This is a genomic window from Coleofasciculus sp. E1-EBD-02 (genome assembly GCF_040218245.1).
In the GTDB taxonomy this organism is placed as follows: Bacteria; Cyanobacteriota; Cyanobacteriia; order Cyanobacteriales; family Coleofasciculaceae; genus Coleofasciculus.
Window position 1 is genome coordinate 1 of sequence record NZ_JAVJQN010000134.1, and the last position, 12,136, is coordinate 12,136.

13 protein-coding genes are annotated in these 12,136 nt (G+C 43.7%); 7 read left to right on the top strand and 6 right to left on the bottom strand.

Annotated elements, in window-relative coordinates; genetic code table 11:
* The first annotated feature begins 207 nt into the window (after window positions 1-207).
* The 4 genes from RIC07_RS21675 (at window position 208) to RIC07_RS21690 (ending at window position 5,028) form a co-directional block, all read left to right on the top strand.
* The gene (locus tag RIC07_RS21675) at window positions 208-486 is read left to right on the top strand and encodes a YlxR family protein (RefSeq protein WP_446377061.1); all 279 of its coding nucleotides are present in this window, start codon (window positions 208-210) and stop codon (window positions 484-486) included.
* A 410-nt stretch (window positions 487-896) separates the two neighbouring features.
* Entirely contained in the window at window positions 897-3,920 is a 3,024-nt protein-coding gene (gene infB, locus RIC07_RS21680) for a translation initiation factor IF-2 (RefSeq protein WP_446396335.1), read from the top strand.
* Between the two features lie 64 nt (window positions 3,921-3,984).
* Complete coding sequence (locus RIC07_RS21685; protein ID WP_446396336.1) at window positions 3,985-4,617, top strand: low-complexity tail membrane protein; 633 nt, start codon at window positions 3,985-3,987, stop codon at window positions 4,615-4,617.
* A 207-nt stretch (window positions 4,618-4,824) separates the two neighbouring features.
* The gene (locus RIC07_RS21690) at window positions 4,825-5,028 is read left to right on the top strand and encodes a hypothetical protein (RefSeq protein ID WP_446352016.1); all 204 of its coding nucleotides are present in this window, start codon (window positions 4,825-4,827) and stop codon (window positions 5,026-5,028) included.
* Here RIC07_RS21690 and RIC07_RS21695 read toward each other — a convergent pair.
* Together RIC07_RS21695 and RIC07_RS21700 are read right to left on the bottom strand one after the other, a co-directional pair.
* Window positions 5,025-5,558, bottom strand: a complete 534-nt coding sequence (locus tag RIC07_RS21695; RefSeq protein WP_446396337.1) for an alpha/beta hydrolase — start codon at window positions 5,556-5,558, stop codon at window positions 5,025-5,027. The two genes, RIC07_RS21690 and RIC07_RS21695, sit on opposite strands and share 4 nt — an antisense overlap.
* Before the next feature lie 51 nt (window positions 5,559-5,609).
* A complete protein-coding gene (locus RIC07_RS21700; RefSeq protein ID WP_446396338.1) occupies window positions 5,610-6,182 on the bottom strand; it encodes a pentapeptide repeat-containing protein in 573 nt (190 codons plus the stop codon).
* A gap of 206 nt (window positions 6,183-6,388) precedes the next feature.
* Between RIC07_RS21700 and RIC07_RS21705 the strand changes: the two genes are divergently transcribed.
* From RIC07_RS21705 to RIC07_RS21715, 3 genes are all read left to right on the top strand, one after another.
* On the top strand, window positions 6,389-6,529 hold the full coding sequence (locus RIC07_RS21705; RefSeq protein ID WP_446345504.1) for a hypothetical protein: 141 nt from the start codon (window positions 6,389-6,391) through the stop codon (window positions 6,527-6,529).
* Between the two features lie 9 nt (window positions 6,530-6,538).
* Complete coding sequence (locus RIC07_RS21710) at window positions 6,539-7,165, top strand: TenA family protein (protein ID WP_446396339.1); 627 nt, start codon at window positions 6,539-6,541, stop codon at window positions 7,163-7,165.
* 149 nt (window positions 7,166-7,314) lie between these two features.
* Window positions 7,315-8,193 carry a sulfotransferase family protein gene (locus RIC07_RS21715; protein ID WP_446396340.1) on the top strand — a complete coding sequence of 293 codons (879 nt, stop codon included), beginning with the start codon at window positions 7,315-7,317 and terminating at the stop codon, window positions 8,191-8,193.
* Window positions 8,194-8,272: 79 nt separating this feature from the next.
* Here RIC07_RS21715 and RIC07_RS21720 read toward each other — a convergent pair whose 3' ends face one another.
* The 4 genes from RIC07_RS21720 to RIC07_RS21735 are packed head-to-tail and all read right to left on the bottom strand — an operon-like array spanning window position 8,273 to window position 12,081.
* The gene (locus tag RIC07_RS21720; RefSeq protein WP_446396341.1) at window positions 8,273-9,139 is read right to left on the bottom strand and encodes a sulfotransferase domain-containing protein; all 867 of its coding nucleotides are present in this window, start codon (window positions 9,137-9,139) and stop codon (window positions 8,273-8,275) included.
* 27 nt (window positions 9,140-9,166) lie between these two features.
* Window positions 9,167-10,081 carry an Npun_R2821/Npun_R2822 family protein gene (locus RIC07_RS21725; protein WP_446396342.1) on the bottom strand — a complete coding sequence of 305 codons (915 nt, stop codon included), beginning with the start codon at window positions 10,079-10,081 and terminating at the stop codon, window positions 9,167-9,169.
* Window positions 10,082-10,114: 33 nt separating this feature from the next.
* A complete protein-coding gene (locus tag RIC07_RS21730; protein ID WP_446396343.1) occupies window positions 10,115-11,122 on the bottom strand; it encodes an Npun_R2821/Npun_R2822 family protein in 1,008 nt (335 codons plus the stop codon).
* Window positions 11,123-11,127: 5 nt separating this feature from the next.
* Complete coding sequence (locus RIC07_RS21735) at window positions 11,128-12,081, bottom strand: glycosyltransferase family 10 domain-containing protein (RefSeq protein WP_446396344.1); 954 nt, start codon at window positions 12,079-12,081, stop codon at window positions 11,128-11,130.
* Window positions 12,082-12,136: the final 55 nt, after the last annotated feature.

Here is a 12,136-nt window from a genome sequence, read left to right on the forward strand (position 1 = left end):
CCTCAAAGGAGAAAACACGACACCCGCAAGGGTAAACGTCGTGTGCCTGGGAACCTGGAAAGACAATTAGAGTTGTTTTCCCAGGATATGTGGAATGTGAGTTCCGCAGAATCCCCCTTTTTCTAAAAGGGGGAGTGTCAACGAGATAGGTTATGCCGTGAACAGCAAACTCATGCGAGCCTACACCAAAATCATTGTCCGAATCTTATGGAACCCAATTACCGACGTTGCCTAAGTTGTCGCCGGGTGGCTCAAAAACAAGTATTATGGCGAGTTGTGCGAATCCATCCATCGCGACAGGTAAAATTAGATCAGGGCATGGGACGTTCGGCTTATATCTGTCCTCAAGCGAGTTGTCTGGCGGCTGCTCAGAAAAAAAATCGATTGGGACGAGCGCTGAGGGCATCGGTTCCCGACGAAATTTATCAACGATTATGGCAACGTTTAGAACCTTGTCCCTGGAGCATCCAACGCAGCAGCGATTGAGCCAATGCATCCAAAAAACTCCAGCAAGGCTCTCAATGAACCTAAGCAATCGCTAGGATGGTAAAGGAGTACCATTACTAATGGTGTTCGGAGGTGAGTCTGACCCTGATCAAGTTAACAACTCCTACCTGAGGAAGAGACTGAGGATCTAGGGATCTAGAAAATCTATCTAGTTTTGTTAAGATTTGTGTAAGTTAACTATCCAGGCTCTGATTAAGAGTGTAGAGATATCCAACTGGCTTACAGTCAATCAATGATCGCCTGTGTAACATGAGTTATTGGTGAGTTATCGAGTAGACTCTTAAAGACACCTTATTGATTTAAGCCAATCCGGCACGGAAACCAATGACCACGCACGCTTTCAATCATTTAGTTATGGTGTAACAATATGTACGACGGGGGAATAGTGGATGAACAACGGCAAAGTCAGAATTTACGAATTATCACGGGAATTGAATTTGGACAACAAGGACATTTTGAATATTTGCGAAGGACTTCATATTGCAGTCAAAAGTCACAGTAGCACGATTACAGAATCTGAAGCTGAGCGAATCAGAGCGGCGGCGGAAAAATATGCTGAGGGGATCACTAGCCTCAAAGGTCGTGACCAAACAACCTCAGCATCTGCTAACCATGCAGATGGACGCTCTAACAATAATAATCAGCGTAAACAGCAAATTTTGAGCGTTAAACCTAAGCCTCGTTCCAGTTTTAGCTCTTCCCAGGGATCAGAATCTGGGTCAAAGTCTTCTCAACCCCCCGTCAAGCCGACTGTGAATCCACCGCGTCCACCCGCCCAGCTTAATCGACCGACGACACCAGTGAATTTGCAGGAGGACGATTCTGAGTCAGAAACAGAAACAGAAACACCAACTCCATCTCAAGGGTCACAGGAGAACGATACTAAAGCTGAAGTGGAAGCCAAACCCAAACTTATCCAACCCCCCGTTCGACCAGCGTCACCGAAACCCAGTCAACCCACCCAGGTCGAACGACCGAAATTGAAGCGCGAGCGATCGGATGAGACTCCATCAGAGTCGGATGACCGTTCTCAGCCGCCTGAATCGACGAGTTCTCCTGAACCGCCAACTCCGGTTCAAACTCCGGCTAAATCTCCCGCCCCAGCTCATCCGAAACCTCCGGCTCAGCCTGTTCCTAAACTTCAATCTCCCCCCAAACGCTCCCGACCGACTCGTCCGGGTGAGAGTCCTGAAGTGGCGGCTATCGATTCGGATTCTCAGGAACAGAAGCAGGAGGAGGTTGAGGAGGGCGTAGAAACCCTTCTGGAACCGCCGGAACTTAAAAATCTTAAAGCCAAACGACCCACGCCGCCACGTCAGTCGAAGAAACGTGAATGGATTGATGAAGAAGAAGATCGCGAAGGAGCTAAACCCGGAAAAGCGGCTAAGCTCAAGCGGCGACCTAAACTGATCGAAGAAGATGAGGAAGAGTTTGATGGTGACTACCAAACAGCTGACACCCCTGCGGCAGTCAGTATGTCGGTCGCTCGTCCTCCTAAACCTAAATCTCAAACGGGACAGACTCCCCCACCAACGGCAGCCAGTCAGGTTAGGAAAAAGCCAGAAGTTAAAACTGGCAGTAAACCAGAAAGTCGCGATCGCCGTCGTGAAAAGCAAGAAGTCGCTGAACGTCCTGAGCAAATTGTCTTAAACGATTCGCTAACCGTTCGAGAACTGGCGAATAAGCTGAACCTTGCCGAAACAGAAGTGATTAAGCAGCTATTCTTCAAGGGATTGGCAGTGAATATCACCCAAACCCTGGATCTGCCCACCGCTCAAATGGTTGCCGAAGAACTTGGCGTTGATGTTCAGACAGAAGAAGCTGAATCAGAAGCCGCTAAAACCGAAATGCTGGATGCGGCTGACTTGGAATACCTGGTTCGACGTCCACCTGTAGTCACAATCATGGGTCACGTCGATCACGGTAAAACCACGCTGCTGGATGCCATTCGCGAAACCAAAGTGGCACAAGGCGAAGCGGGAGGAATTACCCAGCACATCGGTGCTTACCATGTCGATGTGGAGCATGAAGATAAAGTCCAACAGGTGGTCTTCCTGGATACTCCAGGTCACGAAGCCTTTACCGCGATGCGAGCGCGGGGAGCGCGAGTGACCGATATTGCTATTTTGGTCGTCGCCGCCGATGATGGGGTGCAACCGCAAACCCGAGAAGCGATCAGCCATGCTAAAGCCGCAGAGGTGCCGATTGTGGTTGCCGTTAACAAAATCGATAAGGAAGGGGCACAACCTGACCGAGTGAAGCAGGAGTTAATGGAACATGGATTAGTCCCAGAAGAATGGGGCGGTGACACGATCATGGTGCCAGTGAGTGCGATCCAAAAAGAAAACTTGGATACGCTCCTGGAAATGATCCTGCTCGTTTCTGACATTGAAGAACTCTCCGCTAACCCCGCCCGAGTAGCCAAAGGTACGGTTATTGAAGCCAACCTGGATAAATCAAGAGGTCCAGTTGCCACATTGTTGGTGCAAAATGGCACGCTGCGGGTAGGTGATACTCTAGTTGCAGGATCGGTCTTCGGTAAAGTACGAGCCATGATCGATGACCGAGGCAAACGAGTAGACGAGGCAGCACCCTCCTTTGCCGTAGAGGTATTGGGTTTAAGCGATGTCCCGGCTGCTGGTGATGAGTTTGACGTATTTGAACAAGAAAAAGAAGCTCGCGCCGTTGCGGATACGAGAAGCCAAGAACAGCGAGAATCTCGTCTGCAACAGGTGATGTCGTCCCGTCGAGTCAGCCTGAATAGCCTCTCTGCCAAAGCTCAAGAAGGGGAACTCAAAGAACTCAACTTGATCCTGAAGGCAGATGTACAAGGTTCGGTTGAAGCCATTCTGGGTTCACTCAAACAGTTACCCCAAAATGAAGTTCAAATCCGAGTCCTATTAGCGACGGCTGGAGAAGTCACCGAAACCGATGTTGACTTAGCGGCGGCTAGTGGTGCGGTAATCATTGGCTTTAATACCACTTTGGCTCACGGCGCTCGTTCTGCTGCTGAACAAGAGAGTGTTGATGTGCGCGAATACAACATCATCTATAATCTCTTGGATGACATTCAAGCGGCGATGGAAGGGTTACTGGAGCCAGAATTGGTGGAAGAACCCTTAGGTCAAGTGGAAGTCCGAGCTGTCTTCCCCGTCGGTCGTGGTGCGGTGGCAGGTTGCTACGTGCAGTCAGGCAAAGCAGTGCGGAACTGCAAGATCCGAGTGCAACGTCGGGGTCAAATGATCTACGAAGGAGTGCTTGATTCGCTGAAGCGGATGAAGGATGATGTCAAAGAGGTCAATGCCGGATTTGAATGCGGTATTCGTGTTGATAGATTCAATGATTGGACTGAAGGTGACATCATCGAAACCTATAAGATGGTGAGCAAGCGCCGGACTCTATCAGCGACTTAGATGATAGGTGATTAGTCCTTGGTTAATGACTAAGGACTAATGACAAAAGATAAAGGACAACCCAATGCGTTCTTTTTGGTCTGAACCGTTCTTGTGGATACATTTAGCGGGTTTAGCCGCACTGCCCCTAACGTTAGAGGTTGTCGCGCTAGGACTGGCAACGGGTGAACCCCTGTTACCTATCTGGCTAGAACTCTTAATTGTGGCAGTTATCGGCATCGCACCAGTTTTGTGGATGCAATTGACCCGCCCCTTTGACATTTTTAGCCTGCTCGTGGTTGCTCTGAAACCCGATCGCTTAACGGAATCCCAGCGGCGACTGTTGAGCTTATTTGACCGGAAAACCAACCCGCTGCTAACGATTATGGCAGCAGGTTTTATGGTATGGGTACTGTGGCAAATTTATAGCATCGCTCCTTTAGCTGCAGGGGTCGTTCCCTGGACAGTTCAATGGCACATCGCTGGATTGGCTTTGGCAGGAGTTGGGTTTCTGGCAAGCCACTTATTTTTGCAGGTGCCTTTGAGTGTGGTTCAAGTTCTATTCACGAGCGAGGCGGAGTGGGCAGCAACTCAACCTTATCCAGTGGAAAAAATACCGGAAAACTTTACAGTACCAGGGTTTCGGGTCAAACAAATTTTACCTGCGATCGCCCCAGAGTCTTCCTCGGCTGAATCGTCCCCTGAACAAGTGGATTGAGGATGACAACTCTATATCAACCTTTCACCCCCAGAAACCCGGTTTCTTGACCGATGTCCCAAAAATTTGGGTAGGTTGGCAATCAGTTGTTGCAAATGTAACAATTTAAACAACGCAGCTCCGTTATTCTGAAAATAAGGTTAAAAAATAAAAATAACAGTTAAGAATTGCTACTGACTCATTTTGTTTAGAACACGATAAAGGTTTATGAAAAGCACAACTGTATCCGAATCCAACCAAATTTCCCCAGATAGTCCAGTTTGGGACAATCTCAAAGAAGCGATCGCAGCCAGTTCTGGATTTCAACGCTGGCAGATGGAGCATCCCGCCGCCCATCACCTTCAAGATCGCAGCTTGGAGCATCGGGTGCGTCGGTATTTGCGGGATACCCTAGAGACTCTGGCTTATTAAAAAATCTGAGGCAAACCCTGACTCAGGCGGGTAATCTGTTGGAGGATATCCGCTAAGCGATCGCCTTCAACATGAACATCGGCGGTTGGGTAGTTTTCCAGGATTTCGATCAGGGTGATTTGATTATCATTGAGCGCCGAGATCACTAAGGCAGATCGCAAAGACTGGCGATTTGCCCGGTTAGTCGGAGTATGAATCACCTCACTCACTTGATCAAGCATTACTTCTCCCACAGGAGTATTGAGAATCCGAGACAACATAATCCCATTGACTGCAATGGGTTTGGTTAAAGTCGTCTGCAGTTCTTCAGGTTGCTTCCCAGCCAAATCCAGATACGCTTGTAGAGAACGTGATAACTCACCGGTTTGGGCAAATGTCGAGAGTTCGGGAACCGATATCGTCTCTCGCAGAAAACGATATTTTAAGACGACGGATTCTGAGGCGTTAGCAGCCAAGCTATAAGACCAGATGCCAGCGACAATGATCCCACTATACAGAAAACGTCGTAAATTTGATAAATAATTAAACATTTGAATGATGAATAGGGAACAATCAACAATTAACAATTAACAATTCATAAATTAAGGTAATAAAGTGCCATCAGGCATAATAGCGTAGCTAAGTTTAGCGTTATTGAGGATAGTATTATCCAAGTCTGCCTCTCTCAAGTCAGCACCACTCAAATCAGCAGCGGTCAAATTCGCATTACTTAAATCCGCCGCCCTTAGTTCAGCAAGGCTTAAATTGGCACCAACTAGATTAGTATTCGCTAGTTTAGCTAGACTTAATCCAGCGCCAGCCAGATTCGCACGAGTTAGATTCGCACCGATTAATGCTGCCACAATCAGATTAGCTCCAGTTAACTTCGCATCCGTAAGATTCGCAGAAACCAGACTCGCACCACTCAGGTTGGCATACTCCAGATTGGCACGTCTTAAATCGGCGCGGATAAGATTAGCACCAGCCAGATTAGCCCCCTTCAAATTCGTATTGCTCAAGAGAGCATCCGGTAATTGTACTCCACTCAAATCACACTCGACACAGCTACCTGTTTGGCGCAATTGTTCTAGGTGTGCTGGATTGAACGCCTGCGCTGAGGGGTGTAGCCAGATAGAGGCAAACAGGATTAGAGGAGGAAAGACTTTAAATGTCATGGCATAACTTTTGACTTTTTTTAGGATGGCTAACTGTGATGACTCAACCCGAAACTCTAGAATCTATGACTCCTATCACTTAAAGCTTAGACTATCGTCACCAAAAATTAACAGTTTGCATCACCTGCCCTTTAATTGATATCACCGATAGTGAGAAGATATTGGCAGTTGACAGCTCACAAGAGCGACAATCAGAGGAGTGGGTTATGCTAGAAAGACTACTGCTAGCGATCGCGGTTACATTCTCAGTGTATCTATCAGTAGACGGTGGATTTGACAAAACACCGATCCCTTCAGTCTTACAACTGCCAACTTTTCCCGAACAAAATTTGAGTCCATGGCAATAAACAAGCGCTATGACACTTAGCAGCGATTTATGGCAATCTAACCAAGACTTGGCACAGGAGTGCCTCGCGCACCCTTTTGTCCAAGGTATCGCCACAGGGACACTGGAGCGTCGGAAATTCGCCTACTATGTTGGTCAAGATGCCTTTTTCTTAGAAGCGTTTGCTCGCGCTTATAGCGTCGCTGCGGCTAAATGTTCCAACTGGGATGAATTTAACACCTTTCATAATCTTGCTAGCGGTGTTCTCGAAGAATTACGCCTGCATCAGAATTATGCCACAGTCTGGGGAGTCAACTTACACCAGATTGAACCCGCCATAGCGACGCGGCGTTATACTGACTTCTTGTTGGCAACAGCTTGGGGAAGTGAGATTGGTTTAATTACAGTAGCAATGACACCCTGTATGCGCTTGTATGCCTTTTTGGGTCAAGAATTAGCCAAGGATGGCATTCCCGAACACACCTATACGGATTGGATTCGCACGTATAGTAATCCAGAGTTTGAGCAGTTAGCGCAGCAATTAGAGAGATTGACAGATCAATACGCTCAACTCTCAGCCTCTGTGAAATCAAACTATCGCTATGCTATGCTGTGTGAGCGAGACTTCTTTCATTCAGCGTGGCAAGCTGGTTCTTAACAGTAGCAGAATAGTAATTAAGATAACGTATTGCGAAAAAGCTATGAATAATTTTCACCCCCTAAGTTAAAAAATTAACTTCGGTAAGTCATTTTTGATGAATATACCCTATATTTTCTTGATTCCTCAATTATCTTTAGGCTCATACCATGAATAGATTTCCTGACTTTATAATTATTGGTGCGGGTAAATGTGGTACGACTTCATTACACAACTATCTCGCTCAACATCCTCAAATTTATATGTGTCCAAAAAAAGAAACATTCTTTTTTATTAATGAAAAAACGAGAGCAAAACACAAGCCCTGGGGAGCAGTGACGACTACGGAAGACTATTATTCCTTGTTCCAAGATGCGCCCAAAAGTAGTGTAATTGGAGAAATATCTACCAATTACTATGCCTATCCCGAATCAGCCCAATTGATTTACAACCACATACCAACAGTTAAAATAATTGCTATATTGCGAGATCCAGCAGAACGAGCATTTTCTGGTTACCAAATGCATGTTCGTCAAGGAATTGAAAAGAAAAGTTTTGAGCAAGTTATTTTGGAAGAAAATAAATATGTGAAACGAGGATTTTATTTCTCAGAACTTATTCCTTATTTTAAAACCTTTGACCGCCAGTCTATTAAAATTTTATTGTACGATGATTTATGCCAAAATCCTCTTGTTTTTATGCAAGATTTGTTTAAATTTATTGGAGTAGATGATAACTTTATTCCAGACATGAGTAAAAAAGGAAGAAAGGGTGGACTACCTAAAAATCAATCTTTAAATCAACTATTAACCAAACCTAATTTACTAAGGAGTTCTGTTGCGGCTGTTCTGAAATTAGCTATGCCACTACAGCTTCGGCAAAAAATTAGAGCAAGACTGATTAAGAAGAATATTTACAAAGCTAAGCTTTCTCCAGAAGCAAAAAGGAAACTAATTGAAATTTATAAAGATGATATCCTTAAGCTTCAAGATTTACTTGAAAGGGATTTATCTAATTGGTTGTCTATGCCCAATCAAGTCAAGGAATAGATGAATATTGAATATATTCCTAGATTGCTATATTATGGACAATTCACCGGACTTGATATTATTTCTGTGCTATTCATATTTAAGTGGGTTTACCGTTTAACCAATGGGAACAATTTAACCCAGTAAGTTCCTGTAATTGAATGATATCATCATGGTAAAAATCGAGTATTTCTGTCCTGATACGTTCTGATAAAGGTGGTAGAGGTTTTTCCTGACTTTTTTCTAGAAACGTTTTTATTTGGGGTAAAAGTGGTTTAAAAATAGGTTTAAAAAAATTTTTTATATTATTTCGAGAGTTGACAATTTGCAAAAGTTTTCTAGAAGAGTTATCTATTTTTAGGTTGCCTTTATGATAGCGTTGTTTAAAATCAAACTCAAAATTTGAATCTACACCAATAAAAGTAAGTAGGTCTTTGAAAAATACTTGTTTTTTATGGACTATATCATCATATAACAAAATTTGTATTTTTGCTCGATCAAACAAATCAAAATATTTTTTTAGGTTTTGATAATACAAACCCGGCTTGCGAAATGTTTCTTTTTCAAAAAATTTCGATAAAACAACTGAATCAAAATCCTTTATTTGTTGTGGTGTGAAATATTCTCCCCTAGCCCATAAAATATGAGAATAAGCCCTTTCAGCGGGATTTCGCAATACGGCAATAATCTTTACATGAGGAAATAAATTTTGAATCCTGGCAGCCATACCATCACCATGAAGATAAACACTGGAAACCTCACCCAAAGCTTTTTGAGTTGTAGCTCCTTCAAATTGAGCAAGATATTCTCCTGCATCTTCAAGTGAATTTATGTAAGGTTTACGACTCAAACGATCACTGCCTTTATTGGATATTAAATATATGGCAGGATGCTGCTTAAGATAATTATGAATAGAGGTTGTTGCCGCTTTATGCGCCCCAACTACTATGAAAGTAGGATATCTCATGGTAACTAATTACCTCTCTCTAATGTCTTAGGGTTTTCTATTTATTCTACCTTTAAGCTTTTGCCATAGATTTTTTTGCGTTGGAGTTTGTAACGATTCATCATCAGGGATATGTTCACCAAGATAGCGATAATATTTCCAGATATCCCAATAGGGACAACCGGGCTGGATGCGAATGCCTGCCCAATGTAAATAGTCTAGCGGTTGATTGACATTCGGATCAATCAGGTGATGATCTTGAACCTGAAAATGTTTGCTACCCGCCCAACTTCCTGGCGCACCACCGGGGCGGCGCACGATATTAAATCGCTGGGAAACCTGCTTCAAGATCATATAGTTTATGATAGGTTGATCAGAGGTTTTTTGGGAAAAGTCAAAGTATTCTGGATGAGAGGCACATTCGGTGAAGGTTTGATATAGTGTTTCCTCAGATATCGTATTTTTCTTGGCGCCCCAAAACCCGCCGTTAAACATATCCTGGATATCATTTTCGCTAAATACACCGTCTTCTATGACTTTTGGCGTAAATACATTTTTGATTCCACCACTATGTTGATAGTCATAGCAAATAAAATCATACTTATCTAAATAGTCGGTTGTTTCTATTATTTTGTCAAAGACAACAATATCTGTATCAATATAAATAAATTTATTAAACGCACCAAACCAACAAGCTTGTTTACGGAATTGATTGGGTCGAGCAAAAAATCCTTTGCCAAATATTTCGTATAACTGATTGGATAGACGTTCGATAAAGTCTAAGTCTTGATAGATTTCTACCTGATAGGAGTCTTGTGAAATTTTAGCAATGGTTTGATAGTTATCATCATAAGGAATTAAGCAAATCGGTGTCTCTGAATCATGAAAGCGGATACTTTTGAGCAGAGCAATTGTCTGCTCAATGACTTTATCGTTAGCTGTAATATAAATTCCACGACTCATTGAAAACTCCTCGACTTATGTTGATTAAACTATCTAGGGCGTTAGTTTGAGTTTCCTCAAGATTTTAGTCGCTAGATTAGGCGGTTGATTATAGGGTTTGGGTCGAGTGGTGAATTTTGGGCAATTTTCGGGTTCATGAAGGTAGCGATAATGCAAAAAAATATCACGATAGGGAAAGTCTAAATTTTCACCTGCACAAACTTTCTTGATCAATTTAGAGGAAACACCAATGTAGTGCAGATACGTTAAGCGTGTACCTTTATCGTATAGTATGTTGTCGCTATTCGTAAAATGTGAAGACGTGACAGAATTTCCCGTTTTTTGAGTAGCTGGTAGAGTTAATGCAAAATTATGAATGGAGAGATCAGACCGCATTCTCATGTAGTTTAAAACAGACTGATTAGGCGCTCGCAAGTATAGTACCTCGGCTTCTCCTGCAGCTAGCTGCGAGATCAACCAGTCTCGTCTCTCTTGGGGAAACATATTTTGCTTTGAGGCATAAAATCCAGAACAAAATATTTCTGATTTGATTTTCACGTCATCAAATACTTGAAATAGAATTGATGATTCTATGTTGTAAATATGTCCCGGATCTTTGTATTGAAAGTCATAAACAACAAAATCACTCTCCTCTAACTGTTTAAAGATGAAATCTAACGAATTCATGACCAAAGTGTCAGCATCAAGATAGATGAATCGCTCAAATGGACTGTCCGGATCAAAGGCACAGTAGCGGTGATTTTCACCCACTCGATAGAATCTCGAGGTGATTCCTTGCTCCTGCCATACCTGTAAAGCATTGGGATGGGTTTTCCATACCTGATAGGAGAAATCTTCCCAGCGTTGGAACAGGGCAGTATCTTCAAGCAAGGTCACATTTTGGCGATTGGCTACTTCTAGTCGGACTTTATCTAACTGATTGTTATAGGCAATTACACACACAGGTATGTCGGAACCGGCATTGGCTTCAATACTATTGAGCAACGCCACAAGTTGATCATAAACGGCATCGTTAGCTAGGGTATAAATTCCTTCTTTCATCAGGTTTAATTGAGTTTTGCCACTAGGTTAGATATGAAGTTAAGCAGATTCAATTTATGCAAAATTATCTGACGGGCTTCAGCGATCGCGTCCTTGGCTTCATACCAAGCATCTGGGGTTGAGGTTACTTCTTTAATATAAGCGATGCCCTGCTCATCTAAGCTAGGGAGTCGCAAAAAGCTTCCAGGTGGCAGTAATTTATCCGCCGCCGAACCGCCGTAGTAAACAGGTAAACACCAGGCGAGTAGAGCATCCCAGAGTTTTTCGCTGACATACCAATCATTCCCAGCATAGTTTTCGATCGCCAGATTATAGTAGTACGGTGCCATGCCATGCCATTTGTTTTTCAGGGTACCCTTTGCCTGCGCCCAGTCTGGTAATCTACGCCCATACAGGTCAAACTCAAACCCACTCTCTCGTAATGACTTCAAGAAGGCTAAACGTCTACGATGTTCAGGAGTGCGATCGATTCCTGAGGTGATCCAACTACAAGGGTGTATTTTTTCCGGCGGTATCATTTCATTTAATTCTCGGAAGGAATTGGCGTGATACCAAATCGCGGGCATATAATCAGGGGTGGGAGCAAAATCATCGGGTCCGGAAATATAACCGCAATACTTTTTTGCCGCTTCGTAGTTTGCCTTGTGGTTGTGAACCACTTTATCCAGGGGGGGTTCTCGTAATAAGTAGATTATCCGCTCTTTGGGAACGCCGCGTAACTGGGAAGCGACATCGGGTTTTGAGGTCTTTTTTTGGAGCAAACGTTTCCACCAGGGGAGTTGGGGACTAGGTTTGGGAAACGAATACTGGTACATGAGCAGAAAATCAGGCTCAGGGGCTTGGGAGAGCATTTGGATGTTATCCCAGATTCCACAAGGGTTTGGTGTTTGTTCCCATAGCCAGTCCGCTTGATTCAGCCCACGATAACTACTTATCATTCCGACAATTTTTCTGCCCATGTTTTTTTGTCAGTCTACCGTATCAGTCTTAGCATTTATCCGGTCAGTCAGCCAA

What these genes read in the sequence shown, in the direction of transcription:
- RIC07_RS21715 (WP_446396340.1), top strand. Translation starts at nt 7,315, where the DNA reads ATGAATAGATTTCCTGACTTTATAATTATTGGTGCGGGTAAATGTGGT.
- RIC07_RS21690 (WP_446352016.1), top strand. Translation starts at nt 4,825, where the DNA reads ATGAAAAGCACAACTGTATCCGAATCCAACCAAATTTCCCCAGATAGT.
- RIC07_RS21685 (WP_446396336.1), top strand. Translation starts at nt 3,985, where the DNA reads ATGCGTTCTTTTTGGTCTGAACCGTTCTTGTGGATACATTTAGCGGGT.
- RIC07_RS21725 (WP_446396342.1), bottom strand. Translation starts at nt 10,081, where the DNA reads ATGAGTCGTGGAATTTATATTACAGCTAACGATAAAGTCATTGAGCAG.
- RIC07_RS21735 (WP_446396344.1), bottom strand. Translation starts at nt 12,081, where the DNA reads ATGGGCAGAAAAATTGTCGGAATGATAAGTAGTTATCGTGGGCTGAAT.
- infB (WP_446396335.1), top strand. Translation starts at nt 897, where the DNA reads ATGAACAACGGCAAAGTCAGAATTTACGAATTATCACGGGAATTGAAT.
- RIC07_RS21705 (WP_446345504.1), top strand. Translation starts at nt 6,389, where the DNA reads ATGCTAGAAAGACTACTGCTAGCGATCGCGGTTACATTCTCAGTGTAT.
- RIC07_RS21710 (WP_446396339.1), top strand. Translation starts at nt 6,539, where the DNA reads ATGACACTTAGCAGCGATTTATGGCAATCTAACCAAGACTTGGCACAG.
- RIC07_RS21695 (WP_446396337.1), bottom strand. Translation starts at nt 5,558, where the DNA reads ATGTTTAATTATTTATCAAATTTACGACGTTTTCTGTATAGTGGGATC.
- RIC07_RS21675 (WP_446377061.1), top strand. Translation starts at nt 208, where the DNA reads ATGGAACCCAATTACCGACGTTGCCTAAGTTGTCGCCGGGTGGCTCAA.
- RIC07_RS21720 (WP_446396341.1), bottom strand. Translation starts at nt 9,139, where the DNA reads ATGAGATATCCTACTTTCATAGTAGTTGGGGCGCATAAAGCGGCAACA.
- RIC07_RS21730 (WP_446396343.1), bottom strand. Translation starts at nt 11,122, where the DNA reads ATGAAAGAAGGAATTTATACCCTAGCTAACGATGCCGTTTATGATCAA.
- RIC07_RS21700 (WP_446396338.1), bottom strand. Translation starts at nt 6,182, where the DNA reads ATGACATTTAAAGTCTTTCCTCCTCTAATCCTGTTTGCCTCTATCTGG.